Source organism: Mangrovitalea sediminis (assembly GCF_002514725.1).
GTDB classification, from domain to species: domain Bacteria; phylum Pseudomonadota; class Gammaproteobacteria; order Pseudomonadales; family Oleiphilaceae; genus Mangrovitalea; species Mangrovitalea sediminis.
On sequence record NZ_NTLB01000006.1, the window covers coordinates 389,618 to 415,169 of the forward strand.

Annotated in this window: 19 protein-coding genes and 1 tRNA gene; 11 read left to right on the forward strand and 9 right to left on the reverse strand. The window is 59.4% G+C overall.

What is annotated here, in order from left to right:
* Positions 1 to 54: 54 nt before the first annotated feature.
* Positions 55 to 849, reverse strand: coding sequence for a type 2 periplasmic-binding domain-containing protein (locus CLR77_RS16865; RefSeq protein ID WP_143269434.1), 795 nt, complete (start codon positions 847 to 849; stop codon positions 55 to 57).
* Positions 850 to 1,023: 174 nt separating this feature from the next.
* Between CLR77_RS16865 and CLR77_RS16870 the strand changes: the two genes are divergently transcribed.
* The 4 genes from CLR77_RS16870 to hisC all read left to right on the forward strand — a co-directional run bounded on the left by CLR77_RS16870 (position 1,024) and on the right by hisC (position 4,457).
* Complete coding sequence (locus tag CLR77_RS16870; protein WP_097461852.1) at positions 1,024 to 1,572, forward strand: hypothetical protein; 549 nt, start codon at positions 1,024 to 1,026, stop codon at positions 1,570 to 1,572.
* Entirely contained in the window at positions 1,569 to 2,756 is a 1,188-nt protein-coding gene (locus CLR77_RS16875; protein WP_097461853.1) for an iron-containing alcohol dehydrogenase, read from the forward strand. Before CLR77_RS16870 ends, CLR77_RS16875 begins: the two co-directional genes overlap by 4 nt.
* A gap of 20 nt (positions 2,757 to 2,776) precedes the next feature.
* Entirely contained in the window at positions 2,777 to 3,232 is a 456-nt protein-coding gene (locus tag CLR77_RS16880; protein ID WP_097461854.1) for a GNAT family N-acetyltransferase, read from the forward strand.
* Positions 3,233 to 3,389: 157 nt separating this feature from the next.
* Positions 3,390 to 4,457, forward strand: coding sequence for a histidinol-phosphate transaminase (gene hisC, locus CLR77_RS16885; protein ID WP_097461855.1), 1,068 nt, complete (start codon positions 3,390 to 3,392; stop codon positions 4,455 to 4,457).
* 3 nt (positions 4,458 to 4,460) lie between these two features.
* Here hisC and CLR77_RS16890 read toward each other — a convergent pair whose 3' ends face one another.
* Together CLR77_RS16890 and CLR77_RS16895 are read right to left on the reverse strand one after the other, a co-directional pair.
* Entirely contained in the window at positions 4,461 to 6,944 is a 2,484-nt protein-coding gene (locus CLR77_RS16890) for an ABC transporter permease (protein ID WP_227519967.1), read from the reverse strand.
* Entirely contained in the window at positions 6,941 to 7,657 is a 717-nt protein-coding gene (locus CLR77_RS16895) for an ABC transporter ATP-binding protein (RefSeq protein WP_097461856.1), read from the reverse strand. Before CLR77_RS16895 ends, CLR77_RS16890 begins: the two co-directional genes overlap by 4 nt.
* A 32-nt stretch (positions 7,658 to 7,689) precedes the next feature.
* Between CLR77_RS16895 and CLR77_RS16900 the strand changes: the two genes are divergently transcribed.
* Positions 7,690 to 8,382, forward strand: coding sequence for an arylesterase (locus CLR77_RS16900; protein WP_097461857.1), 693 nt, complete (start codon positions 7,690 to 7,692; stop codon positions 8,380 to 8,382).
* Here the strand turns inward: CLR77_RS16900 and CLR77_RS16905 are convergent.
* Entirely contained in the window at positions 8,328 to 9,323 is a 996-nt protein-coding gene (locus tag CLR77_RS16905) for a YheT family hydrolase (RefSeq protein WP_227519968.1), read from the reverse strand. The genes CLR77_RS16900 and CLR77_RS16905 overlap by 55 nt on opposite strands.
* Positions 9,324 to 9,413: 90 nt before the next feature.
* Between CLR77_RS16905 and CLR77_RS16910 the strand changes: the two genes are divergently transcribed.
* Positions 9,414 to 9,489 (forward strand) — tRNA-Asn (locus tag CLR77_RS16910).
* Positions 9,490 to 9,727: 238 nt separating this feature from the next.
* Here CLR77_RS16910 and CLR77_RS16915 read toward each other — a convergent pair.
* On the reverse strand, positions 9,728 to 11,023 hold the full coding sequence (locus CLR77_RS16915; protein ID WP_097461858.1) for a M18 family aminopeptidase: 1,296 nt from the start codon (positions 11,021 to 11,023) through the stop codon (positions 9,728 to 9,730).
* A gap of 126 nt (positions 11,024 to 11,149) precedes the next feature.
* Positions 11,150 to 15,364 carry a hypothetical protein gene (locus CLR77_RS16920; RefSeq protein WP_143269435.1) on the reverse strand — a complete coding sequence of 1,405 codons (4,215 nt, stop codon included), beginning with the start codon at positions 15,362 to 15,364 and terminating at the stop codon, positions 11,150 to 11,152.
* A 168-nt stretch (positions 15,365 to 15,532) separates the two neighbouring features.
* On the opposite strand from CLR77_RS16920, the gene CLR77_RS16925 reads away from it, so the two are divergent.
* Together CLR77_RS16925 and CLR77_RS16930 are read left to right on the forward strand one after the other, a co-directional pair.
* Positions 15,533 to 16,018: a hypothetical protein gene (locus CLR77_RS16925; protein ID WP_097461860.1), complete on the forward strand. Its 486-nt coding sequence runs from the start codon at positions 15,533 to 15,535 to the stop codon at positions 16,016 to 16,018.
* Positions 16,019 to 16,203: 185 nt separating this feature from the next.
* Positions 16,204 to 16,824, forward strand: coding sequence for an outer membrane beta-barrel protein (locus CLR77_RS16930; protein WP_097461861.1), 621 nt, complete (start codon positions 16,204 to 16,206; stop codon positions 16,822 to 16,824).
* A 28-nt stretch (positions 16,825 to 16,852) separates the two neighbouring features.
* Here the strand turns inward: CLR77_RS16930 and rlmKL are convergent, their stop codons facing one another.
* Positions 16,853 to 19,015 carry a bifunctional 23S rRNA (guanine(2069)-N(7))-methyltransferase RlmK/23S rRNA (guanine(2445)-N(2))-methyltransferase RlmL gene (rlmKL, locus tag CLR77_RS16935; protein ID WP_097461862.1) on the reverse strand — a complete coding sequence of 721 codons (2,163 nt, stop codon included), beginning with the start codon at positions 19,013 to 19,015 and terminating at the stop codon, positions 16,853 to 16,855.
* A gap of 357 nt (positions 19,016 to 19,372) precedes the next feature.
* Here rlmKL and rmf point away from each other — a divergent pair, with 357 nt between their 5' ends.
* Positions 19,373 to 19,582: a ribosome modulation factor gene (gene rmf / locus CLR77_RS16940; protein WP_097461863.1), complete on the forward strand. Its 210-nt coding sequence runs from the start codon at positions 19,373 to 19,375 to the stop codon at positions 19,580 to 19,582.
* Between the two features lie 159 nt (positions 19,583 to 19,741).
* On the opposite strand, the gene CLR77_RS16945 is transcribed toward rmf, so the two are convergent.
* Entirely contained in the window at positions 19,742 to 20,788 is a 1,047-nt protein-coding gene (locus tag CLR77_RS16945; protein ID WP_097461864.1) for a quinone-dependent dihydroorotate dehydrogenase, read from the reverse strand.
* A gap of 667 nt (positions 20,789 to 21,455) precedes the next feature.
* Positions 21,456 to 22,961 (reverse strand): RimK family protein, encoded by a 1,506-nt coding sequence (locus CLR77_RS16950; protein ID WP_097461865.1) that lies wholly within the window; start codon positions 22,959 to 22,961, stop codon positions 21,456 to 21,458.
* Between the two features lie 249 nt (positions 22,962 to 23,210).
* On the opposite strand from CLR77_RS16950, the gene rimI reads away from it, so the two are divergent.
* Positions 23,211 to 24,320 (forward strand): ribosomal protein S18-alanine N-acetyltransferase, encoded by a 1,110-nt coding sequence (gene rimI / locus CLR77_RS16955; protein WP_097461866.1) that lies wholly within the window; start codon positions 23,211 to 23,213, stop codon positions 24,318 to 24,320.
* 162 nt (positions 24,321 to 24,482) lie between these two features.
* Positions 24,483 to 25,547 (forward strand): DUF6160 family protein, encoded by a 1,065-nt coding sequence (locus CLR77_RS16960; protein ID WP_227519969.1) that lies wholly within the window; start codon positions 24,483 to 24,485, stop codon positions 25,545 to 25,547.
* Positions 25,548 to 25,552: the final 5 nt, after the last annotated feature.

Below are 25,552 nucleotides of genomic sequence, written 5' to 3' on the forward strand. Positions count from 1 at the left end.
AGGCCTCAGCACCTGGGTATGCCAGACAGAAGCCTCTCGGCACGCAGGAATCGATCAGGGAACGATGCCGGTCTCAGGCATATCGAGATAACGCCGGAATCCGGCAAAATAGGCGTCTTCATTCAGCCCTCGCATGGCCTTGTCGAGTCGGTCAGCCAGCAATCTATTCTGTCTGGCCACCGCGAAGCCGGCAGGAATGGTCATTATCTGCCGGTAGTAGACAGGCCCTGCACCATCCTTCTGCAGGCTGTTCATCACCGAAGCCCGCTCGAACATCAGGATATCGAGACGACGCTCTGTCAGCATGGAACTCAAGTTATCCAGTCGCCCCTCAATAAAGTGGGCATGGGGCAAATCCAGCAACGCGGCCAGAAACTCAGCATTGCCGAAAGGCGTTCCTATTTCGTCACTCACCAGCGCCTCCGGACTCAGACGTTCCGGATCACGCGCAAAGGCGTCCAGGGAAGTTTCGATGGACCAGGAAAGTTCCCGCGCATAGTGATAGAAATCGGGTGATTCGTAGCCATAGGGCGTGTGGCCGATGATATCCACTTCGCCCTGGGACAGGGCGATTTTGGCCCGGCTGTAGGGCATGATGATGATGTGTAACCGGTAACCGGCAGAATTGGCAGCCGCTTTTAGCCAGTCGACACTCTCGCCTCCACCGTTTTCCAGAATTAACGGCGGAAACGGCTCGAGCCCGGCACGCAAGACAGGCCATTCAGCAATCGGATTGACCGAGGCTGCCGCGATCTCTGCCCTCGCCGACAGTGAAAACCCGGCCAGGAGCCCCGAGAAAATCACCATTGCCGGAAGCAACACTGACCGGCAAGTACGAAATGCGCTCAAGGAATATCAGGCTCCATATACGTTTGCTCCATACAGCATACCAGCAATTGATCAATTAGCGCCCACAATGTGATCTTGTCGCGGTATTTCCGTAGCCCCTGAGCGCTTGCTTGACTTCTAGAGCAATAACTCTAAAAATCCTGGAATCGGCCATCACGACAAGGGATAACGTCTATGCTCGCCCGTCGTATCAAACCTGTGGCGCTCCAAGCCCGCAAAATCTACGTCAAACTGATGATGGAGGTGGTCGGACGATCGCTGCAAGCCATCAGCGACCTGGATCCCTCCATTCGCGAAGAGACCCGCGTGCTGCCAGACGGCTTTCTGTTTGAAATGACCGTCATGCCACATGGGCCGGCGCTGGTCATGCAGAAGCTGCCCAAGGGCCGATTACGCTACTGTGGCGAAAAGGGGCCTGAAGCGGCGGACCTTTCAATCCGCTTCAAACACATTGCCCACGCTTTCCGGGTCTTGTCGTTCCAGGAGAAAACATCCGAGGCCTTCGCCTACGACCGCATGCTGGTGGACGGCGACATCGGTTACGCCCTGCGCATGACCCGGGTGCTGAACCGGTTGGAGGCCTTCATTCTGCCGAAACTGCTCGCCGAACGGGCGGTCAAGGAGTACCCGGGCAATCTGGGCCTGTCAGAAAAGCTGTTGCAGGCCGCCCGCATCTATCTGCAAGTCGCCAGTCAATTCCTCGCTACGGTGAAACTCGCATGAATACCCGCTATTACGAATTTTTCTGCCCCGTAAAAGTCATCGCCGGCCAGGCCGCCCTGGAGCATATCCCTTTCGAGCTCAGCTCCCGCGCCGCCAGCCGCCCCATGATCATTACCGATAAAGGCGTGCGTGGCGCCGGCCTGCTGGAACCGGTCATCAGCGCCTGTGAAGAATCGGATCAGGAAATTGTCGCCATCTATGACGACGTTCCCCCCGACTCGTCCACCGATGTCGTGCGCGCCATCGCCGCGATCTATCGTCAGGAAAAGTGCGATTCGATCATCGCCATCGGCGGCGGTTCGGCCATCGATACCGCCAAAGCGGTGAACATACTGGTGTCCGAAGGCGGAGACGATATCGCCGCCTATGCGGGGGCCGGCGTGCTCAAGCGGCCGCTGAAGCCCTTTTTCGTACTGCCGACCACCGCCGGCACGGGTTCCGAAGTGACATCGGTGGCCGTGATCGCCGACACCCGCAAGCAGGTCAAGCTGCCCTACTCGTCCCCCTTCCTGCTGCCGGACGTCGCCGTTATCGACCCCCGCATGACGCTGACGCTGCCGCCGCATATCACCGCAGCAACGGCCATGGATGCCATGACCCATGCCACCGAGGCTTTTACCTGCCTGCAGAAAAACCCGTTGAGCGACGCCTACGCCGCAGCTGCCGTACGCAAGATCAGCGACAACTTGCTCAAGGTGATGGACAACCCGAAAGACAGCGAAGGACGGCTGGAGCTGGCCCAGGCCTCGACGATGGCAGGCATTGCCTTCTCCAACTCCATGGTGGGTCTGGTACATTCTCTGGGCCACTCGGTCGGTGCACTTTGCCACCTGCCCCACGGCGTCTGCATGAGCCTGCTCCTGCCCTACGTCCTGGAATTCAACCTGGAGCGTATCCGGGAACCCCTTGGCGAACTGCTGCTGCACCTCGCCGGCCCGGACGTCTATGCCCTGACGCCCAAGGCCCAACGAGCGGAAGAATCCATAGCCACCATTCGCAAGCTACGCGACGAGTTGCACAAGCGCTGTAATCTGCCGCGTACGCTCAAGGAAACCGGCAAGGTCGAGGAAAGCCAGCTTGACCGCATTGCCGAAATGGCGCTGGACGATGGTTCCATCATGTTCAACCCTCGCGAAGTCAGCCTCGCCGATGCCCGTGCTGTGCTGCAAAACGCCTGGGGCTGAGCCTACAGAAGGTCGTAGCTATGGCAGACACCCATATCCGCCCGGCTACGCCAGCCGACCTGGAACCTATGGTGGCGCTGATTGGCGAGCTGTTTACGCTTGAAGCCGACTTCGCCGCCAACCCCGACGCACAGCGCTCGGGGTTGCGTCTCCTGTTCGAGCAACCCGACAGTCATCTCTGGGTGGCTGCACAGGGGAACGCCATTGTCGGTCTCTGCACGCTACAAACCCTGATCTCAACTGCCGAAGGTGGCCCTGTCGGCTTCGTCGAGGATGTTATCGTCACGGGCAAAGTCCGCGGCCAGGGCATCGGCCGCCGCTTGCTGACGGCCGTACAGGAATGGGCGGACGCCAACGGTCTCAAGCGCCTGCAGTTACTGGCAGACCGGAACAACCACCCGGCAATCGGCTTCTATAAAGCGCTGGGCTGGGAAGAGACCCAACTGATTGGCCTGCGGCGCCTGCCACCGGAATAGATTCCCCATCCCTGACACCGGCGATCTTCTGCGGGCGCCAGATATCCATCCGTCCCTGTACTCATGCTATGCTGTCGGGCCCGGTGACGCCACGCGTCCCGCCCAGACGCCAGCTGCGCGTCTGCCCAGTCCACCCCGAACAATCTGGAAGACATCGATGAGTCGATATTGGAGTGCCATCGTTGGTCAATTGACGCCCTATGTACCGGGTGAACAGCCCAAGCTGGACAACCTGGTTAAGCTGAATACCAACGAAAATCCGTACCCGCCCTCACCGGCCGTGCTCGAAGCGATTCGCACGGAACTCGGTGACAATCTGCGTCGTTATCCCGATCCCAATGCGGATCACCTGAAACAGACCATTGCGGAGTACCATCGACTCAGCCCCCGGCACATCTTTGTCGGCAACGGTTCGGACGAGATTCTGGCGCACACATTCCGTGCCCTGCTCAAACACGACCAGCCGATACTGTTTCCGGATATCAGTTACAGTTTTTACCCGGTCTACTGCGGTCTCTATGAAGTGGCGTACCGGACGGTTCCGCTCGACGGGACCTTTTCCATCCGGCTGGAAGATTACACCCAAGCCAACGGCGGCATTATCTTTCCCAACCCCAATGCGCCGACGGGTCGCCTCCTACCGCTTGAAGACATCGCGACGCTGCTGGAAAAGAATACACAGTCAGTGGTGGTCGTCGACGAGGCCTATGTCGACTTTGGTGGCGAATCAGCCATCGGACTGATCGAGCGTTACCCCAATCTGCTGGTGGTACAGACCCTGTCGAAATCCCGCTCTCTGGCGGGGTTACGCGTCGGTTTCGCCGCCGGGCACCCCGATCTGATCGAGGCGCTGGAGCGGGTGAAGAACAGTTTCAATTCCTATCCGCTGGACCGGCTCGCCCTCGCCGGCGCTGTAGCCGCCTTTGGCGATCAGGCCTACTTTGAGCAGACCTGCCGTCAAGTCATCGACAGCCGTGAGCGTATGACCGAAGCGCTGACCGCTCGCGGCTTCGAGGTGCTGCCGTCGGCAGCGAACTTCGTCTTCACCCGCCACCCGGACCACGAAGGTGCATCACTGGCAGCTGCCCTGCGGGCGCATTCGGTCGTGGTTCGCCACTTCCAACTGCCGCGCATCGACCAGTTCCTGCGCATTACCGTCGGAACCGACGACGAATGTACTGCGCTCATCAGCGCACTGGACGCTATCCTGGAAACCGCCTCCTAGGCGTCACTCCAGTTGCCGTAGCAACAACATCGGCGATACGGTCAGGACCGGCTTCAACTGAAGCCGGCCCACCACCGCCATCAGCAACGCACTGAGAACCGGTAGGACCAACCACAACCCCAGGTGCCACTCAAAGGTCCCCGAGAACAACCGGTACTGTAACAACCAGACGGCCCCCTCCGCTGCGGCCACACCCGCCAAACCGGCCATCGCACCGATCAACGCAAACTCCAGCAGCGTGCTCCGCACCAAAGTCGCTCTCCGGGCACCCAACGTTCGCAGCAATGCACCTTCCCGCTGGCGTTCGGGCAAGGTCGCGCCCAATACGGCAATCACCACCAGCAGTGCCGCCGCCAGAATCATCACCAGCAGGGCCTCCACCGCCTGCGTAATCTGGCCGACGATGTCATGAATTCGATTGATCAGATGCGCAATATCGAGCACGGTGATCGTCGGAAACTCCCGGTTGAAACGATCCAGCAGGAGGCGCTGCGCGTGCGGCAGGTAGAAGCTGGTAATCCAGGTCGCCGGGTAATCGGCCAGCGCCCCTGGCGGGAACGCGACGTAAAAATTGGGACGCATGCTTTCCCAGTCGACACTGCGAATGCTGGCGACAGTGGCCGTCAATTGCTGGGCACCGATCACAAAGGTCACCCGGTCACCCGGATGTAACCCCAGCTTTTCGGCCAGCCGCTGCTCGACGGAAACCTCATCGGTAATACCGGTGCGCCACCACCGGCCTTCCACCAGCTTATTATCGGCCGGAAGTTTTTCCATCCAGGTCAGGTTGAGCTCCCGGTTGAGGGCCTCGACCTCATTGGCATCACTCACCACCTGGCGCACCGGCTTGCCGTTGATCTCAGTCAGTCTTCCTCTCACCATGGGATAGAGGTGGCTGGCAGACAGATTGTTCTGGTCGAGAAAACGGCGCACTTGCGGCACGGCATCCGGCGCGATATTGACCAGGAATTCATTGGGCGCCTCGGCCGGCAACTGACGCTGCCAGGACTGCAACAATGACGTTCTGACCAGGTACAGCGTTCCTACCAGCATCATGGTCAGTCCGACCACAGCCACCTGCGACAACAGGGCTCTGCGGTGACGCCGCATGCCGATGAGGGCCAGGCGCCAGGTCCCGCCCCCCTGGCCGACCCGAGACAGCAGATTGGCCAGCCCCCAGCCAATCAGGACCAACAACAGGAGCAGCGCCGCCAAACCGCCCAGTAGTGCGGCCACCAGCCACAGATTACGCGCGTATAGAGCAATCAACGCCACCATGGCCAACAGTGCCAGGGTCACGTCCGGCACAATACCCACCAGATCCACGCCAGGCAGACTGCGCAGGACCCGCATGGCCGGCACCTTTCGCAGGCGGACGATCGGCGGCAGCGCAAAGGCGAACAAGGCCACGACGGCCGTAACAGCCGCGGGCCACAAGGCCACCGGATTCAGACTCCAGGCCAGTGGCGTGGTAATCCAGCGTTTGGCCAGTTGGGCCAGGGCGAACCAGAGCGGCAACGCCAACAGTAGGCCACCTCCCGTGCCGATCAGCGTCCAACTGGCCAAGCGCCCCAAATACAACCGGTTGATACGCGCCTGCGTCAAACCGAAGGTTTTCAACAGGGCCACGGTATCCAACTGGCGGATTGCATATTGACGACTCGCGACGGCGATGGCGACCAGCGCCATCAATACGGCCAGGCTACCGCCCAGCATCAGGAAACGTTCGGCACGATCGATAGTCCGGGATACAGCCGGCCGGCCTTCCTTAACACCAATCCAGCGCTGGTCAGGCCTAAGCCGTGTCTTCAGCCAATCGTGAAAGCGGCTCAGCTGCGGATCCGAACCGCTGAAGAAATCAACATAGGCGACCCGACTCCCCGGCTGGATAACGCCGGTTGCCGCTACATCGTCGAGATTCATCAGTACCCTCGGCGCCAACCCCAGCATGCTGAGACCGGCATCCGGTTCCTGCACCAGAATCGCCGCCACCTTGAAACTGGCCTGACCGACCTGGACCGAATCCCCCACGTTGATGTGCAACAGGGGCAGCAACCTGGCATCGACCCACAACTTGCCGGGGGCCGGACCATGGGCCAAACGCCGAACCGGGCCGCTAGGCGTATCGCGGACGGTCACCTGGCCCGCCAGTGGATAGGCACTCCCCACCGCTTTGACCGAAGCCAGTTGCAGATGCTGATCGGCAAACAGCATGGAGGAAAAACGCACCATCGCGGCATGCCGCAACCCCAGCGTCGCGCTGTCTTTCAGCCAATCCTCCGCCATTGGCTGACTGCCACGCAATTGCCGATCCGCCGCCAGGAACTGGCTACCGGAGGCCATGACCGAGCGCTGCAGCTGATCCGCAAACAGGCCTATAGTCGCCACCGTGGCTACCGCAACCAGCACCGCCAGCAGCGTCACACGCACTTCACGCAGCGCCCAGTCCCGGCGCCCCAGCCATAACAGCAGATGCAGAAATTTCACGCAGACACCTCGACCGGAACCGCGCCAAGACGGCCCGCTTCCATGCGTAGCTGGCGACTGCACCGGGCCGCCAACTGTGTGTCGTGGGTCACCAGTACCAAGGTGGTTCCCTCTTCGCGATTCAGCGTCATCAGCAGCTCGACGATCTCCGCGCCCGTCTCGGTATCCAGATTGCCGGTTGGCTCGTCGGCGAACAGAATCCGTGGATCGCTGGCAAAGGCCCGGGCAATGGCCACCCGTTGCTGCTCGCCCCCGGACAGCTGTCGTGGGCGGTGACTCAACCGATCCCCCAGGCCCACGCGCTCAAGCAGTTGGCGCGCGCGCTTCTCAGCGTCCTTATCGCCCCGCAGCTCCAGCGGCAACTGGACATTCTCAAGGGCCGTCAGAGCCGGGAGCAGCTGAAATGACTGGAACACGAATCCGACGTAGCGAGACCTCAGGGTCGCGCGCTCGTCCTCGGAAAGACGGGTCAACTCAGAACCGGCGAGGATGACCGTGCCCTCGCTGGGTACATCGAGACCGGCCAACAGCCCCAGCAGTGTCGTCTTACCTGATCCCGAACGTCCAACGATGGCAACAGACTCACCTGCCTTGATTTCCAGGTTGACGCCCTGCAAGATCGTCAACGTATGCTGTTCCACCACCACCTGATGGGTGAGTTCACTGGCCTGCAGCAAGGCCCCGTCAGGCGTGTCGGAATATCGTTCATTCATGAAAAAACCCTCTCGGTCACTGCGGAAAACCGATGTCGACATCACGATTTCCCTCGCCTTGGCATTTGAACGCATTGGCCATTATTTGCCTGCTGCTTCCGATCGCCAGCCAGGCCAAAGAGCATCTACTGATTCTGGGCGACAGCCTGGGCGCCGGTTACGGCGTCTCGCTGGACCAGCGATGGAGCACCTTGCTGCAGGCGCGCCTGGATCGGCAGTATCCCGGCACCTGGACAGTAGTCAACGCCAGTATCAGTGGCGAAACCACCGACGGTGGCCTGCGGAGGCTCCCTGCCCTGCTCGACAAATACCGGCCTGTCCTGGTGTTGGTCGAACTGGGTGGCAATGATGGCCTACGCGGCTTTCCGCTCGACGTCACCCAACAGAACCTGGAGGCCATGGTTGCGAAAGTACAAAAAACCGGCGCCCAGACCCTCCTGATCGGTATCCGTCTGCCCCCCAACTATGGCCCCCGTTATACGGAAGCCTTCGCCAAGATCTATTCGACAGTCGCCGAACGCTACAAGGTGCCGCTGGTGCCATTCCTATTGGCCGGCATCTACGACCAACCCGGCATGATGCAAGGCGACGGACTGCATCCGACGGCCAAAGCCCAACCGCAGGTACTCGACGTGGTCTGGCCCAAGCTGGCCCCGCTGGTCGCGCCGTCTCAACGGGGAGCCAGCGACTCCAAAAACTCCACGGCCCGCCGCTCCGACCAATAAATGCCGTCACTGGATCGGGTTACGAAACCCACGTGACCGCCCCACTGCGGAGATTCCAGGCTAATCATCGGGTTTTCCGCTGCAACCGCCCGGGGGTAGCACTCCGATGACAGGAACGGATCGTCCTGCGCATTGACGATCAACGCCGGTACGGGGATCCGCTGCAGAAAATAGAGGCTCGAGCAGCGCCGCCAATAGTCCTCAGCATCCCGAAAACCATGCAGTGGCGCGGTGTAGCGGTCATCGAACGCCTTGAAATCGCGAATCTGCTCAAAACCGGTCACATCGATCTGTCCGGGGAACTGCCCCGCCTTCCGGGTCATCTTGTCGCGTAACTCCGTCAGGAAACGCTGCATATAAATACGATTAGCCCGTCGCGCCAGCTCTCTCGCACTTCCGGCCAGATCGCAGGGCACCGAAAATGTCGCGGCGCCCACTACCCGCGCATCCAGCGACTGCCCTCGCTCCCCCAAATAGACCAAGCTGAGATTCCCCCCCATGCTGAAGCCGACCAGGGCTATCGCGGGATACGCGGTTGTCGCCAGAACGTGCTGGACGACGACATCGAGATCGTCGGTGGCTCCGCTGTGATAGAAGCGCAGTTGCCGGTTCATCACGCCCCCGCAGGAGCGGTAATTCCAGGCCAGCACATCCCAGCCCGCCTGCAATAACGCCCGGGCCATACCGAGGATATAGGGCCGGCGACTGTGCCCCTCCAGGCCGTGGCACAGGATAGCCAATCGTGAATGCCCTTGCCGATACCAGTCGAGACGCAGGAAATCGTCGTCCGGGGTTTCCAGTTCGGCCGTCTCGGGCGCCTTTAAAGGCACCTTGCGAAACAGCGTCGGCCATACGCTCTGCAAGTGGCCATTGCGCAGCCAGCGAGGTGGGACATAGGGCGTGGCGGAGTGATTGTTCGATACGGCGTCATTCATAGGCATTGATGTTTCCAAAAACTTCATCGGGATGCGCTCCAGGTTATTGACCTCGGGGAGCGATCCCCTTAAGATGCGCGCCTGCGCTTATGCGGTTCCCCGATAGCTCAGTTGGTAGAGCAACGGACTGTTAATCCGTGGGTCGCTGGTTCGAGCCCAGCTCGGGGAGCCAACTTCTTTTCAGGGCATGTCCTGTCTTCAGGCAACGTCTTGCAGAGTCCCTTGCTTTTCCAGCTTTCACCAATCCTCCGCCACACCAGTCGTCAACCCGTTTGACGGATAACAGCTGTACGACTCCGCGTTGGATTGAGATTTCTCACGAGCACTCTTCGCTCGACCATCACCAACCCCAGAACCCGCACATTGCCGCCAAAGAGGCGAGCGACAACGCCGCCCGCCGGTCATCCGCTTCAGGGCAGTTGCACGTGCATCATGAAATGACGCAGCACCTGGTACAGGGTATGCCCGTCATTCCCGCCGGCAAGCTCCCTGATCGAGTGCATGGCCAATTGCGGCACGCCGATATCCAATGTCTTGACGCCCAGGTTGGCCGCTGTCAGCGGACCAATGGTGCTGCCGCATGCCATATCGGTACGCACCACAAACGTCTGGTATGGCAGTTTCAGCTCGTCGCTCAACTGGCGGTAAAGGCTGCTCGTCAGGCTGTTGGTGGCATACCGCTGATTGTTATTGATCTTGATGACCGGTCCCTGGTTCAGCACCGGGCCGTGATTACCGTCGTGGCGATCGGCAAAATTCGGATGAACGGCATGTGCGTTATCGGCGGATACCATCATTGAGCGCGCCATAACCCGGCTCAAGTCCTCCCGCCCTAACCAACGCTCGAGCACCGACGATAGAAAGGGCCCCTGAGCCCCCTCTGCCGTCATACTTCCCACTTCTTCATGGTCGTTGCAGACCAACAGTGCAGGCTGCTCACCGTCCGCATCAAGCATCGCCCGCACGCCGATATAACAGCTCAGGAGGTTATCCAGCCGGGCGGAGGCAATGAACTCCTGATTCAGCCCCAACATGGCTGCCGGCTGACAATCATAGAAACTCAGCTCGTAGTCCAATATTGCCTTGGGCGACAGTGACGGATGCTCCGCCTGCAACTGCCCTTTCAGAATCTCGCGAAACTGAATCTGCATTCCCTCGCTTTCCAGCGCGATGAGTGGCGGCAGATCCCGTTGACTGTTGATGGATCGGCTGTTGTTGGCCTCCCGGTCGAGGTGGATCGCCAGACTCGGCACCATGGCCAAGGGACGACGAAAATCGATCAGGGCGTGTCCTACCTGTCCGTCAGCGTCCTGATAGGTGACGCGACCGGCAAGGGACAGATCCCTATCGAACCAGGGGTTCAGCAGGACACCCCCATACACTTCGACGCCTACCTGAAAATATCCCTTTTGGTGTAGCTCCGGATTCGGCTTCACCCGCAGACAGGGACTGTCGGTATGGGCGCCGACCAGGCGAATACCCGTTTCCAGTGGAGACCGACGACCGCTTTTGAACGCCACGATGGAAGACCCGTTACGAATCACGTAATAGTGATGGTCGGGCTGTATGGACCAGGCATCCCGCTCATCGAGCTCAGTGAAACCTGCATCGTCGAGGAGGGATTTAAGGGTCTTGACCGCGTGGAACGGTGTCGTCGATTGCTGCAGGAAGTGCAGCAGGCCTTCATTGAAAACTGCCAGGTCCATAGTGATCCAGTCTGTTTCGGTGAATGAGAGTCCGCTGAACGCGGATGGCGATCAGTATCGCATACGCCGTAAGGTAACGGACGATACGTAGAAATGACGGGTGCCCCGGATAACAGGGCACCCCGCTTACGACTCTACAGGCTGCTTTTTCGGACGATGACGCCAGCCGCCTGACAGCACGAGGATCTGCCATCCCCAGCGCAACCAGCCTACGGCCTTGACCGCAAGCCAGAGCGACCAGATCAGCATGAAACCACGATAGACCCATAGCGGCAAGGTAACGACCTCCCACTGGGGACTCTCCTGCGTCACCGCCCGGTCAAGATACCAGCGCAACAACTCAGCACGGGAACCGTTACCGGACACCCACATATCCGGGTGCCCCAATAGCCCCTGAGAGATGCCGCCGAACAGACCCCAAAAAGCGACCAATGTCAGCAGTACCAACGCCACCTGGCGCAAATTGAACTGCCAATACGGCTGCAGGTCGGGGTGCCTCGACCGCCAGCCCAGCGCATAGAACCATGCCATCAACGCCAAAGCGGTCCAGGGGCTGGCAAAACTCAGCCCCACGCCCAACAACAGCCAGCTCCCAACGCCCAAAGGATTGCCGCTGTGGCGCCCCAATACGAGCGCGAGCACAATCAGGACCGGAAGGATTCCCCAGTAGAGTACAGCGGGACCAACACCCGCTCCGCCGGCCCATAACAACCAGCGACCGGCCGGGAGCTGCACGCGGCTGTTCAAATTGGTAACCGACCAGGGAAGCGCAAGTTGCGGCGTTTGCCACAACGTCGACAGGTCCGGAGCGCCGTCGACACGAGCGGCCAGTCGATGAGTGCCGGGCTTCAGGGTAACGTCCAGCAGATTGGATTGCGCAGACAGTGGACGCTCATGGCCGTCGACGCTGAGTTCCCTGATCTGCATGCCTTTGGGCAATGTCCATTGCAGGGCCCCGCCCAGAGATGTCCGCACCGTCATCTGAAGGAGTAACCGAGCGCCCTTATCGACGGGTTGCCACTGCAGCTCCAACTGATCCACCGTTTGGGTTTCGCCCAGGATGGCGGATGGCCGGGACAACGTCATAACCAGCGCCTCCCCGGGCCGAGGGTGCCAGACTGGCGCCAGCGCTCCACTGGCATCGTAGGTCTGACTCGGCGCCACCCCTTCCGTTTCTACATGCCACTGAGGCCCGGCGCGCAAATGCCAGACATCGACACGGTCGCTGTCCTGACTGGCGGCCCATTGGAGTCGACTCACCGGTGTGAGACGGGATTGCCAGGTCACGACCTGATCGTGCGGTCCCATCACGACCTGCACGGTATCGTCCTTGCCCACCTCGATACCCGGCGAGATCACCTGCTCCCCTTTCATCAATGTCACTGGCAGGTCGATTCCCCCCACCGCGGGTGCCACCCGCTCAACCCGAGTGGTCAGCGTCCAGTGCTGCCCCAGCGTCAGCGTTCGATCAATCCTGACAAAAGGCGGCGGCGGTGGTTGAAACAGTGTGGTCCGTCGCTCCGCACGTCGCTCGGAAATTTTCTGCCGTTCGAAACGCAGGGTCTTGGATGCGGGTCGTCCATCGACCAGCCCCAGGGGTAGCCAGTCCCTGACCTTCATTGAAAACCGGTGAGGCTGTTCGGGGAATGCCAGCGTCAGGGCATCCTTTTCCGCAACCTTACCTTCCAACACGATTTCATGATTGCCCGGCGCCAGCACCAGCTCCAGATACCCTGCATCGTTAAAGCGAAGGGCTCCCTGGCGTGTACCATCGACATACACCGCATCCGGCTGCCAGGCATCCCTCGACGCTGGCAGCGGCCAGGCCACCCGTGCAAGGGCACTGACCTCCTCTGTCACCGTCAGGTCAAAACCGTCCAATACCACCTGCGTCTGCCGTTCACTGGCACAGTGCGGTTCGCATAATGGAGGAGCCAGTACCCGCTCCCGCAGTTGATCCAGCAGGGATTGATCCGGGAAAGCCTGCGCCGACGCCCAACCCGGCACAGCCATCAGGGCCAGTAGTAGCAACCCCATTCCAGCGGCATGCCGGGCCATTCCTCCAGCCACGCCAACTCCATCCGAGGTGGGCTCGCTGTCCCAGGATTCGTCTCCAGCCTCCTCGCGACGGCGATGTCCGCGACGAGGCCCTGAGCCGCCGGTGGAACGACGCCTGTCGAGCAAGCAGGCCAGCAGGAGCAACAGCAATCCAAAGCTCATGACAAACCGCATCAGGGCGGTGGCGACAGGCCCCAGCACATAGAGCGTCACGACTTGGGCGGGGTCGACCGGTCCCCGCCAGCCGAGGCTGGCCGATTGCCAGGCCCAGGTCGGGATTCCAGGGCCGGTTTGCACCTTGGCATCCGGGTCCCAGTCAGGCAACGGTTGCGGCTCAGCCCCCGCGACAGCCGGCCCGACGGCGCTCCTCGAGAACATCTGCTGTGTGCTGTCTGCCGCCGCTTTCAATTTGGCCCGGGGAGCGCCTGCCATTTCCGCGGAGACCGGCCTTGCTGTCAACCAGCCCCCCAACTGGGGATAGATCGCCAACCGAACCTGATGCACAACCGTGACCAGGGTCACCGCCGCCAGCGCAGCCAAGGCCAGCCATCGTAGCCCCCGCAGAAACACACCCGTCCTGCCGTGGGGTACCTCCCGCGCCAGGGCGGAAGCCAATATGGCAGTTAACAGGATACCGACGGCATCAGGACGCTCCGGATAGACCAGCATGCCGGTCACCAGCGCAACAAAGCCCCAGGAGATTCCCAATACGCGCCAAGCCACCACTCCCAGTAACATCACGACAAAGATGTCCCAGATACGCCATTGCCCCAACCAATCACCAGAGCTGCTCCCTGCACCGCTGACACCCAGTAAACGCCATCCCGGCGGCAGCTCGACACGCACTTGCGCATTATCCAGCGTCGACAACCAGCCATTGGCCGGCAATTGCCATTCCCACCCCTGCGGCCCGGAATCCAGGCGCGACACGGCATCCAGGTCCAGTCGCTGGCGACGAACCTCCACTCCAGCGGCACGCTCTCCATCCTGGCGGGTGATCAACTGAGGCTTGCCGTCCAGATCAATACGACCCGGCCTCACGACATCAGACAATTCCAACCGACGGGAACCGTGCAGGGTTCCCATCAGGTGATCGTTAAAGGTTGCCCCCTCCCCCGAGAAATCCAGCCATACCGTGCGTTTCAAATGCAGACGATCCTGCTGCAGCACCTTGGCCCGCACCATCGGCGTGAGGGTTAAACGGTCGCCCTGAGTCAACTGGTAGGCGGGCAGACTCATCCAGGCCGTTGGTACCGGTACTTGAGACGGGTCGAGCACCTTACCGCCCTGGAGGGTCACAGAACGCAACGAGGGATGGGCGGCAAAACTCCAGATTTCGGCCTCCGGCCAATTGGGAGTCACCGGTTTCGGCCCAAGAAAAGGCTGGTCAGTGACGGCTCTGGCATTAAAGGTCAGCAGCCAGTCACCGGGCTTGACCTGAACGCGGAGAACACCGTCATCGTCGATACGGGCGGGCAACGGGGACTCGAAGGAAAGCAGCTCAAAGCCCGCGGGCAAGGCTCGCCCCAACCGGACCTCACGATCGCCGCCGGACACGACCAGACGGATGTGGGTCGCCAGCCGTAAGGGAATGTCATCGTCGAGTTTTCGGAAGACCTGGACCTGCAAATGCTCCGCCTGACCAGAGGCCTGGGCTTCATCGCTCCGTTGCAGCCACAGGCGATTCTTTGCATCCAGTTGAACAACCGAAGCGGTGTCGTCGGAAGCGCCTTGCAGCTGAATCAGGCCATGTAACGCGGGCAACTGGATCATCTGGGGCTGATTCTGCCAGCTCAGTTGCCCCTCGACATCGTGCTCCCCCTTCCCAAGCCGCAACGACGGCACACCGTCGCGATCGATCAACGACGCGTCCTGGCCGTCCACCCGAACCTGTTCCGGCCATAGCTCACGGCTTCCCGGCAGCGGCACCCAATCGGCCTGATACAGTGTCCAGTGCTGCGAAAATCCCATGCCATCCGCATTCATCACCAATCGCAAACGTCCGGGCCACTGACACTGGAATACCGCCTTGAGTCCCATCACCCGGGGACACTGGGTCTGCTCGGCCCCCTTCAGCACCCAGGGAATCCAGGGAACCAGCGACGGCGGAATAGCGTCCGGCTGGGCGGACCCGACGTGCGGACCTTCGGCGGCGTTGACAACCGGCACGCCAATGAAAAGCAGGAGCAGCACCATCAACCCCGCACGAATGCCCGAAGAGGCAACATACCGACATCCAGCCACGATCAACCGCTCCCGTGACGAGCAATCCTTGTTTCGCATTGTTTTTCCCTGCAACAGCGCTGAAAACAGAACTTTGCATCCAGCATAGCCAAAGCCTGACAGCACGGACAACGTCCTTGAACAGCCCCGCCAATCTTGATCTGGAGCGGCTTCAGTAATCCCGACATTGCCCTATAATGGAGCCTTCAGTCACTGACCGGAAGCCCCATGACGCTACCGCAATTCATCGACATCGAATATTGCGACACCGACAGCCACAGCTACCCGACAGCCGTGGCCTGGTCCCTCGCCGACGGCCGGATCAAGGCCGTGGTGCTGTCGCCGGATGACGACTGGCTGCCGCAGCTCGCCGAAGACCCCAGCGTCGATCTTCGCTGGCTCTACGAAACAGGCGTCCCGGTTCTGGAAGTTATCCGCGAGATGGAGCACGATCTTGCAGATCGTACCGTTTACAGCGACGGGCTGGATCCCGACGAAGCGCTGGTCGATACCCTATACCAGACCATCAACCAGGACACCCCCTTCGAAGTGGCGCCCATCAGCGAACTGTTGAGCGACGAATCCGCTGCCGACCTTGAAGAAGAACGCCGTCGCATCCTCTACGAAAACCAGTTGGATGCCACCCAGGCGGAGAATGGCGTTTATGCGCTCCTGTTACTGGCAAGGGACAAGGGCCTGATCGACGAGGAGTGAGATTTTCCACGGCAGCGCCCTGTCGGCTTTTGTGACCTGATTCGACGAAACAATCAGTTACAAACGGCACAATCCCCAGAGGGCGTTTGCTTCAGCCGGCCCCGTCGCCGGTTTCCGACACCTTACGAACGCCAATCACCAATACCAAAAACCAGCGCGACGCCATTTCCAGGGACAGCCTATCCATGCGAGCTTTCAAGCCCCTTCTGCTAACCATAACCCTGTCCAGTCTTTTCGCTCCCTGGGTTCATGCCGATGACAAAACGACAACCGAAATGCCCGAGCAGGCGGAGCAACCAACCGGAAAAGCTGGCCTGGACTACGTTTCCATCATGTACGCCAGCCAGAACAACCGGAATATTGGAAATGACTCGGAACAAGCCACCACCACCGCGGTAGCCGTCGCCCTGGGCACCTATCTGACGGATATGTTCAAAATCGAAATGCGCTACGGTCGCGGCATCAAGGACGGCACGGCGTCCAGCAACCTGAAGCTGGGATTGGACTGGTACGTCAATTGGTATATCGGCCTGCAATACCCCTGGACAGACTTCTCAAATATCTACGCCCAGTACGGTTTCTCCACCGTGATGGGGCACGCAGACCTGGGCAGCAATACGGCGAACTATCCCAAACTCCATTCAGACCTGTTCGGCGCCTCCTTCAGCCCCAGCTGGCTGGTCGGCACCGACGTCAGTCTCACGCACAATACCTACCTGTTTATCGAGGGCGGTAAGCTGCATCAGGACACCAGGACCAACATCGACACTTATCAGTACAACCTCGGCCTGCGCTACGAGTTCTGAAGCCCGGGCATCCCCGATCGGAGTGGCCTCAAGGCCACTCGAACCGCCAGCACACGTGAATTTTCGGATTACGGGCAAAATCCCGATCGATGGTCTGCGACGTGATATCCGTCACCCGGTAACGGGTCTCAAGCGCAGGATCCAACTTGAACCGCCGGTAGTTATTGGAGAAGATCAGGACACCGCCAGGCGCCAACCGCCGCATGGCGTTATCGACCAGAGCGACATGGTCGCGCTGGACATCCAGAACATCCTCCATACGCGCTGAGTTCGAAAACGTCGGAGGATCAAGAAAGATCAGGTCGAAGGTTTCCTGGGCCGGGGCATCCAGCCATTTCAGGCAGTCCGCCCGTTCGACCCGGTGACGCTTCAAGTCCAACCGGTTCAGTCGCAGGTTGGATTGGGTCCAGTCCAGGTAGGTTTTCGACATATCGACACTCAGACTGGACAGCGCCCCACCGTTAGCCGCCTGCACCGTGGCCGCGCCGGTATAGCAAAACAGGTTCAGGAAACGCTTGCCGGCAGCATTTTCGTGAATCCAGCGGCGTACCGGGCGATGATCGAGAAAGAGTCCGGTATCCAGATAATCCCTGAGATTGACCCTCAGCCGGCAATCGCCTTCCGTCACATCCAGCTCATGGGCCGTGGTTGCCTGTTTCTCATACTGGCGTGTGCCCGCCTGCCGGCGCCGCTGCTTGCAGACGATACGCTCCGCCGGAATTCCTGTGACGTCGGGCAATACTGCCAGGGCTTCTGCCAGGCGCTCACGCGCTGCCCGCTCGTCGATAGACTTCGGCGCAGCGTATTCCTGCACATGCAGCCAGTCGGCGTAGCAGTCCACAGCCAGCGCGTATTCCGGCATATCCGCATCATAAAGCCGGTAGCATTCGATACCCTGTTTACGGGCCCAACTGCCCAGCGTCTTCAGGTTCTTACGCATCCGGTTGGCAAACATCTCGGCTCTTGCCGGCTGGGCAATGCGCGGCGCCGGCGGCTGAGAGGGGTCGTCGGCGACTCTCGGCCTCACGCTCTTTTCGTCGCTGATCTCGAAAGCCAGGAGCTGTACCGGCAGTTTGCCGTTGAAAAGACGGTAGCGCTTATCGCAACGCAGACCGATGGCGTGCCCCAGCTCCGGCACCGAGGTCAGGACACCCAGCCGCCAGCCCGGTAACTGTTCACGCGCCACCTGCCCCAGTTTCAGATAAAGACTATCCAGCGCCGCTCTTTCGCTGAGGCGCTCACCATAGGGTGGATTCGTCAGCATCAACCCATTGTCGGCGTGCCCCGGTTTTTGGAAATCCGCCAGCACCTGGCGCTCGACATGGACGATATCGCGCACCCCCGCCCGTTCGATATTGCGCCAGGCGGTGGCAATGACGTTCTTATCCTGGTCAAAACCCCAGAAGCGGCTGCGATTGCCCTGACGTCCAGCCCGTCTGCGCTCCTGTGCTTCCTGTTTCAATGACTGCCAAACAGCATCGTCATGACCTTTCCAGCGCTCGAACCCAAAGGCCTCGCGCAGCAACCCCGGCGCCGCATCCGTCGCCATTAAAGCCGCCTCAACCAAAATGGTGCCCGAGCCGCAGAGTGGGTCGACCAGATCGCCTCCCGCAGCCGCCAATGTCGGCCAGTCCATCCGGTACAGCATGGCTGCAGCCAGGTTTTCCTTCATCGGCGCTTCACCGCTTTCGGTGCGATATCCCCGTCGGTGCAGGCTGTCTCCGGCGAGGTCGATACCCACATGAGCCCGGTCATGCTGCAGGCGCACATGAATAGACAGGTCCGGGTTCCGCAAATCCACATCGGGCCGCTGGCCACTGTCATCGCGCAGGCAGTCGACGATGCCGTCCTTCACGCGCTGGGCACCAAAGGCTGTGTTGCGGAAGGCGTCATTACGGCCGGTGAAATGCACTCGGAACCGGCCCCGGACGTCCAGGTGGTCCGACCAGGGCAAGGAACGGATGCCCGCATAGAGCGTATCGGCGTCACGGGCATCGACAGCGCCCAAATCCAGAATGATCCGATTGGCCAGCCGCGACCACAGGCAAGCCCGGTATGCCTGCTCCAACGTCCCGCTCACCCAGGCTCCAGCGGGCGCCAGGCGCTGTTTTTCCAACCCTAAAGCCACCAGCTCCTGCGCCAGCAAATCTTCAATATTCTTCGGGCAGGTCACAAAAAAAACGTGTTTCATTCAAAGCTCCGCCGACATCCGACTACCGTCTCATGCCTTATTGTCGCATTCATGGATACTAAAGGGCGCATATTTCACACAACCATAAAGAGAGCATCATCTATGTGAAATAAATTGTGTACATTGGGAATCGGATACGCTTTACTCAAAGATAGACGCGTCTTTTTAAGGGTTCTCTCGCCAAGCGAGTCGAATCCACATGGGCCCAACATCCTGGCAAAGCGCCAACGAGGGGTTCGGTGTAACGAGTGGTGCCGGTTGGCCTGCTTCACCGAAACGTCCGAAGTGTGCGCTACGGTCAGCGGTGACATGCACATGCTTTGCATGAGTTAGTAATCCCCATGAGGTGAGGACAGCATGAAGAGACAGAAAAGAGACATGTTTGCTCGTGCCTTCAAACGCGGCTACCTGGCCGGCGTTGCAGGAAAGTCCAAGGACACCTGTCCTGCAGAACACCCCGATATGCGTCAGGAATGGTTAAATGGATGGCGAGAGGGACGCACCGATAACTGGGACGGTCTTGTAGGCGTCTCCGGCATCCACAAGTTACCCAATATTACGGCTTGACTCGCGGGTCGGCCGGTTCGGGCCGGCCGACCCGACACTCCATCAACAGAATTCCCCTGAGGGTTCAATCAACCCTCACCATCACAAAAGACCACGCTACGGGGTTCGTTCCCCGCCAGGGCCCGCTCAGCGGGCCCTACCATATTCTGCGTGGCCAATTCATCTTTCGCTAGAACCTGACTGCCGCCCCGGTAGTGCAGCGATAGCCTGTGCGGCCTCTCGAACCAACGCCGGCCCCCGATAGATAAACCCGGTATAGATCTGCACCAGACTGGCGCCGGCCTGGATTTTCTCCGCGGCGGACGCGCCGTCGGTAATACCGCCGACACCGATGATCGGCAGACGCCCAGACAGTGCCTCGCTGAGATGACGGATGACCTTGGTCGAAGCCTTGCGCAGAGGCTTGCCGCTAAGGCCACCCGCCTCCCCAACCAAGGCATGGCCGGCGATCGCCTGTCGGTCGATGGTTGTATTGGTGGCAATAACCGCATCCATACCGGTTTCGAGCAATGTTGAAGCAATGAACCGAATGGCTTCGTCATCCATGTCAGGGGCGATTTTAACCGCAATCGGGACATAGCGGCCTACCCGCTCGGCCTGAACGCGCTGCTCCTCCTTTACCCCCTGAAGCAGGCGCTTAAGCTGATCCCCAAATTGAAGATCCCGCAAACCCGGCGTATTCGGCGACGACACGTTTACCGTGATGTAGTCGGCACAGGCATAAACCGCAGCAATGCCTTTACGATAATCGACTTCCGCCTGCTCCACCGGCGTATCGAAATTCTTGCCGACGTTGATACCCAATATGCCTTCATACCGGCGGCTACGGACTTTTTCCAGAAGATGGCTCAGGCCTTCGTTGTTGAACCCCATGCGATTGATGATGGCTTCGTACTCGGGCAACCGGAACAACCGGGGCTTGGGGTTACCTTGTTGCGCGCGCGGCGTTACCGTGCCCACTTCGATAAAGCCAAACCCCAAAGCCCCCAGGGCATCGATATGATCGCCATTCTTATCCAGCCCCGCCGCCAAGCCGACCGGATTGGGGAAGCGCAACCCCATAATCTCGACAGGATCGTCCACCGGCCGGGCGGCCAGCAAGCGGATAAGTCCCAGACGCTCTGCAACACTCAACCCTTTCAGGGTCAGATGGTGGGCGGACTCCGGATCCATTTTGAAAAGCAAGGCTCGAGCCAGGTTGTACATCACGTTTAGTTATATCCAGACGGCTAAAAACAAGATGGTGCATTATACCGGATGACCTGCGTAGGACGCTAAATAGCTGTCCCTAGAAGGCATTAGAACCTTTTCCACGGAATCTGTGGATAACTCTGTTGAAAAAATCGTGGCAAATCCCTCCACCCCTTGGGAGACCGGCCACCCTACAAATTGATCATTTTTTGATCAACAAAAAATTCCTTTATTTTCAATTAATTAAATTTAGATCAATGATCTTTCATCCTCGCGCCAGAAAATTAACGTGAAAAGCAAAAGGCACCGTCATTGTGCATAAGAGGCACGAAAAAGTGTCACAAAACAGTGGATAGTCATCCTGCTTTCATGTTAGCGCCGCAGTTTTATACCGCTACTCCCCAAGGGTTGGCCTTTCATGGCAGCGGGCGGACCTTCATGAAGCTCCCATCGCAGGTAATGCTCGATGATTGAGGGTTATAAGCAAAGCACAACCCTCATCGGCCCGGAGAAGTGCCGTCAAGCGATCAAGATTAGCGGGATAGGATGGATATTGGGCAAGCTTAGCGCCCAATGATGCCGCCCTTGCGACACAGCGGCGCCACAAGGCTTCAGACCTGCCCTGGCGGGGCAGGTCCGGGTATGGGATGCCGAGCAGTCCGACTGAACAGCCGCCGGACGATCAGCCCTCGCCTTTGCGCTTGGCTTCCATACGGGAAAGGAATTCCTGCATGATCAGGGTATACAGCTCACCCCCCAGGAACCGGTCTTCGACACCGGCATCCACATTGGGGTTGTCGTTAACCTCGATGACCGCGACCCGGTTTCCCGCCTGCTTGATATCGACACCATACAGACTGTTGCCGATCAGGCGAGTCGCGTTAAGCGCAGCCTGCAGAACATTACGCGGCACCTCGTAGGTTGGCAGCGTATCGAAGGTCCCACTCTCGGTCTTGTTTTCCTCGTGGTGATAGATCTGCCAGTGATTCTGCGCCATATAGTATTTGCAGGCGAAAATGGCCCGCCCCCCGAGGACGCCGATTCGCCAGTCATAATCCGTGTACAGATATTCCTGGGCCAGCACCAGGGCCGACTGCTTGAACAACTCCTTGAGCGCAGCCTTGAGCTGCTCCTCATTTTCGGCCTTGACCACACCCCGGGAAAAGGAACCGTCCGGAATCTTGACCACCACAGGGAAACCGAGCGCCTCTGCAGCCTCCCTAGCCGCATGTTTGTGGTCCTTGGACAGAATCAATGTCCTGGGCGTCGGTACCTTGTTGTTCTTCAGCAGGTCCGCCAGGAACACCTTATTGGTGCAGCGCAAAATAGAAACGGGATCGTCGATGACCACCAGACCTTCCGCTTCTGCCTTGCGGGCGAAACGGTAGGTATGATGATCGATGGCCGTGGTTTCGCGAATGAAGAGACCATCGTATTCCGGCAACCGCACGTAGTCCTTGCGGGTGATAATGTCGACATCGATGCCCAGCTTGCGGCCCGCCCGGACGAAACGCCCCAGCGCCACCCGATCACTCGGCGGCAACGCCTCCTGTGGATCGACAAGCATCGCGAGGTCATAACGATAACGACGGCGCGACCGCGGTTTGCGCCAGACGATACGACTGAAGCGATCGAGCGATGAGGCAAAAAGGTCTTGTTCCTTTTCGCTCAGATCCGCCGGTGAAATCGGTTTCAGCGATTCGATCTGCCAGGTTTTACGGCGCTGGAAGACAACTTCGAGGATCGGAGACGGAAAATGCTCGAAGAGCGCACGAGCAACCGGTTTGAGTTCCGCATAGGCTGTGGTGCCAAAGAAGGAGCGCACCCGAACCTGATCATGCTCGCCATGCCCCTCACCGGCAAAATCCCCGGAGGAGGCAGCTTGGTCCAGCCAGGCCACGACGTCCTTTTCCAGGTCTTCCAGTTGCAGTGAAAACAATCCTTTTCGTCGCAGGTCATTCAGCGTCATCACCGATGGCACCACGTGGTGGCCTCGGGCTTCCGCCAGCAAAGAGCAGTAATACCCCTTACTCAGGTAACGGGCACACTGGCAAAGATTGATCACTCGCACGCGACTACCGGGCGAGCTGGCAAACTGCACGTAGTCCTCGAACGTCAGAACATCCTCGCTCGGGTAATAAGGCGCCCAATCCTTGACACGATCCACCACAATCAACAGTCGAGACATGACTCAGCCTACCTGTCCTTGATAATCATCGGAGCAAACGAAGCGCAACATACGCTTGCATCGCACCCCACACAATGCTCACATGGTTGCGGATTCTACGCATCTGAAAACCCTGGCGGTTCTCCGGCCCGGAGCCATAATGAGCGCCGCCTTCAGCGCCAGTTTAACCCAGCATAGCGTGCGCTTCTGCGAGAGTCCTGTGAAGTGTTGAAAACAGGCAAATAACGTATTTCAGGATACCCATTCCGCATGAGCAACATCAGTTTCCGATCCGCCGAACCGGCCGACATCGATGCCTTGGTGAAACTGGAAAACACCTGTTTCAGCGAGGACCGGATTTCTCGCCGCAGTTTCCGCCGTTTCATCGAAATGCCTCGGGACCTATTGATTGTTGCGCTCGACGCTGAGCGCCTTGTCGGCTACTGCCTGGTGTTCATGCACAACGCTACACGACTGGCTCGCATCTATTCCATTGCGATCGACCCCGAATGCCGCGGTCAGGGCCTCGGTGAGCGCCTGCTCCGCGAAAGCGAACACAACGCCGCCGAAGCCGGTCGCATTGTCATGCGACTGGAAGTGCGTCGCGACAATGCCAGCGCCATTGCCCTTTACCGTCGCCTGGGCTACCGCCAGTTCGGTACCTACCGCGACTACTATGCCGACCATGAAGACGCGCTGCGATTTGAAAAGCGCATTCTGTTCTACGCGCCGACCGACCGCTTTCCCAATGTGCCCTACTACCCGCAGACGACCGACTTCACCTGTGGACCGGCGGCGCTCATGATGGCCATGGCCGCACTCTGTGATGACCGCAACCTTTCGACGCTGGAGGAATTGCGCATCTGGCGGGAAGCCACCACGATTTTCATGCTGTCGGGCCACGGCGGCTGCGGCCCCCATGGACTCGCGCTGGCAGCCTGGCACCGTGGCTTCCGGGTCACAATGCATGTTTCCCAGGACGGCCCACTGTTTCTCGATACCGTCCGCGCCGAAAACAAGAAGCGCGTGCTGGAACTCGTCCACCAGGAATTCCTGGCAGAGCTGAGCGAAACCGGCGTCCAGGTCCAATACAACCCCGTGACGCTGGAAATCATCGAGAAGGCGCTTATTGAGGGGCGGATACCCGTCATTCTGATCAGCACCTGGCAGTTGAACCGAAGCCGGGTCCCCCACTGGGTGACGGTCTGCGCCATCGACAGCCAGTTCATCTATCTGCACGATCCCGAAGTCGACGTCGAGGAAGGCGAAACCATTGCTGACAAGCAATACCTGCCGATAGATCGCGCCGTCTTCGAACGCATGGCCCGTTATGGACAGCAAACCCTGCAGGCCGCGGTGATCGTCGGTGAAAAACGCTGACCCAAACCGGCAGCGCCCTTGGCATTTTGTGACGCCCGTCTCGGACCGGATGCCAACTGAAGATTACTGTTTGTTAACCTCTTGGGAGGAAATCTTCAACCCGGAAAGCCGAACCGTAATTCGATTCTATAAAAAATAAAATACTATAACGAAAACAAAGAGATGGGACACAAGATCCTGTCCAAGGGAACAACGATGAAAGGCCTGAAAGTGCTGTGTCTTGCAGTAAGCATGACGGCAGTGAGTTCTGTGGCGCGCGCCGAGTTCCGGCCACTGGACGATGCAGCCTTGCGGGGCATGACCGGCCAGGCCGGTATCACCGTCGAACTGCAGACCGAACTCAGTATGGGAAAGCTCGCCTATCAGGATCAGGGCTATCTCTCGATCAACAATGTGCACCTATCGGGAATGAATGGCGGTCCGCTGGATAACGTGCGGCTCAAGCTTGATATTGCCGGCCAGGGGGAAATCCTGCCCTATGGCTTTTCCGATCTTGCCTATTTAGGCTCTCAGGGGACGCTCAGCGCCAGTAACCCCGACGTCGCCGCCGCCATGCAGCAAACGGCTGTAACGGACTCCAGCGGCAACGTGATAGGGTACGGGAAACAGCTCAACGGTGGCGACCTGGCCATCCGTATCGATCCGACCAATATCGGCGACCCGACAAACGTCAACGACTACCTGACCGCGATCGACTTTGGCCTGAGTATCGGCTCCATCACGGTCAGCAGCCAGGGTCAGGGCGCCTTTACCAACAGCGGCACCAACCTGTTCTCGAACATCAACATCAAGGGCTACCTTGGGCCAACCGACATTATCGTCCACAACAACGGTGACGGGGAGCACGCTTCACTGCCCAACGGCACCAAGCTGGGTGACTCCAACGTTGAATTCGACACCCACTTCAAGATCACCGACATGAGCCTGAACTGGGATCATTCCGATGTCCTGCTGGTTTTCAACCTGGCCAACGTCGGTATCGAAGGCATGACCATCGACAACTCCCGCGGCAACGATACGGCCGGCAGTTTCGGCTTTGCCAGCGCCAGCATGAAGGTCGCGCGTGCGACGACAGCCGCCGGCCAGAATGCCCTGGCGATTTACGATGCCAATTTCCGGGCGGATATCAGCATGCCCGTCTTCCGGGTCGGCGGCGTCAATATTGGCAGCGTCAATTTCACCGACTTCGTCGTCGACAACACCAATTTGGTCGTTTACGGCCACTAGGTATG

Bases quoted from the DNA above. Each gene is read 5' to 3' on its own strand.
- CLR77_RS16895 (WP_097461856.1), bottom strand. From the start codon at position 7,657: ATGAATGAACGATATTCCGACACGCCTGACGGGGCCTTGCTGCAGGCC.
- CLR77_RS16950 (WP_097461865.1), bottom strand. From the start codon at position 22,961: ATGTCTCGACTGTTGATTGTGGTGGATCGTGTCAAGGATTGGGCGCCT.
- rimI (WP_097461866.1), top strand. From the start codon at position 23,211: ATGAGCAACATCAGTTTCCGATCCGCCGAACCGGCCGACATCGATGCC.
- CLR77_RS16960 (WP_227519969.1), top strand. From the start codon at position 24,483: ATGGGACACAAGATCCTGTCCAAGGGAACAACGATGAAAGGCCTGAAA.
- hisC (WP_097461855.1), top strand. From the start codon at position 3,390: ATGAGTCGATATTGGAGTGCCATCGTTGGTCAATTGACGCCCTATGTA.
- CLR77_RS16930 (WP_097461861.1), top strand. From the start codon at position 16,204: ATGCGAGCTTTCAAGCCCCTTCTGCTAACCATAACCCTGTCCAGTCTT.
- CLR77_RS16875 (WP_097461853.1), top strand. From the start codon at position 1,569: ATGAATACCCGCTATTACGAATTTTTCTGCCCCGTAAAAGTCATCGCC.
- CLR77_RS16915 (WP_097461858.1), bottom strand. From the start codon at position 11,023: ATGGACCTGGCAGTTTTCAATGAAGGCCTGCTGCACTTCCTGCAGCAA.
- CLR77_RS16870 (WP_097461852.1), top strand. From the start codon at position 1,024: ATGCTCGCCCGTCGTATCAAACCTGTGGCGCTCCAAGCCCGCAAAATC.
- rmf (WP_097461863.1), top strand. From the start codon at position 19,373: ATGAAGAGACAGAAAAGAGACATGTTTGCTCGTGCCTTCAAACGCGGC.
- CLR77_RS16880 (WP_097461854.1), top strand. From the start codon at position 2,777: ATGGCAGACACCCATATCCGCCCGGCTACGCCAGCCGACCTGGAACCT.
- CLR77_RS16905 (WP_227519968.1), bottom strand. From the start codon at position 9,323: ATGCCTATGAATGACGCCGTATCGAACAATCACTCCGCCACGCCCTAT.
- CLR77_RS16925 (WP_097461860.1), top strand. From the start codon at position 15,533: ATGACGCTACCGCAATTCATCGACATCGAATATTGCGACACCGACAGC.
- CLR77_RS16945 (WP_097461864.1), bottom strand. From the start codon at position 20,788: ATGTACAACCTGGCTCGAGCCTTGCTTTTCAAAATGGATCCGGAGTCC.
- rlmKL (WP_097461862.1), bottom strand. From the start codon at position 19,015: ATGAAACACGTTTTTTTTGTGACCTGCCCGAAGAATATTGAAGATTTG.
- CLR77_RS16900 (WP_097461857.1), top strand. From the start codon at position 7,690: ATGTCGACATCACGATTTCCCTCGCCTTGGCATTTGAACGCATTGGCC.
- CLR77_RS16920 (WP_143269435.1), bottom strand. From the start codon at position 15,364: ATGCGAAACAAGGATTGCTCGTCACGGGAGCGGTTGATCGTGGCTGGA.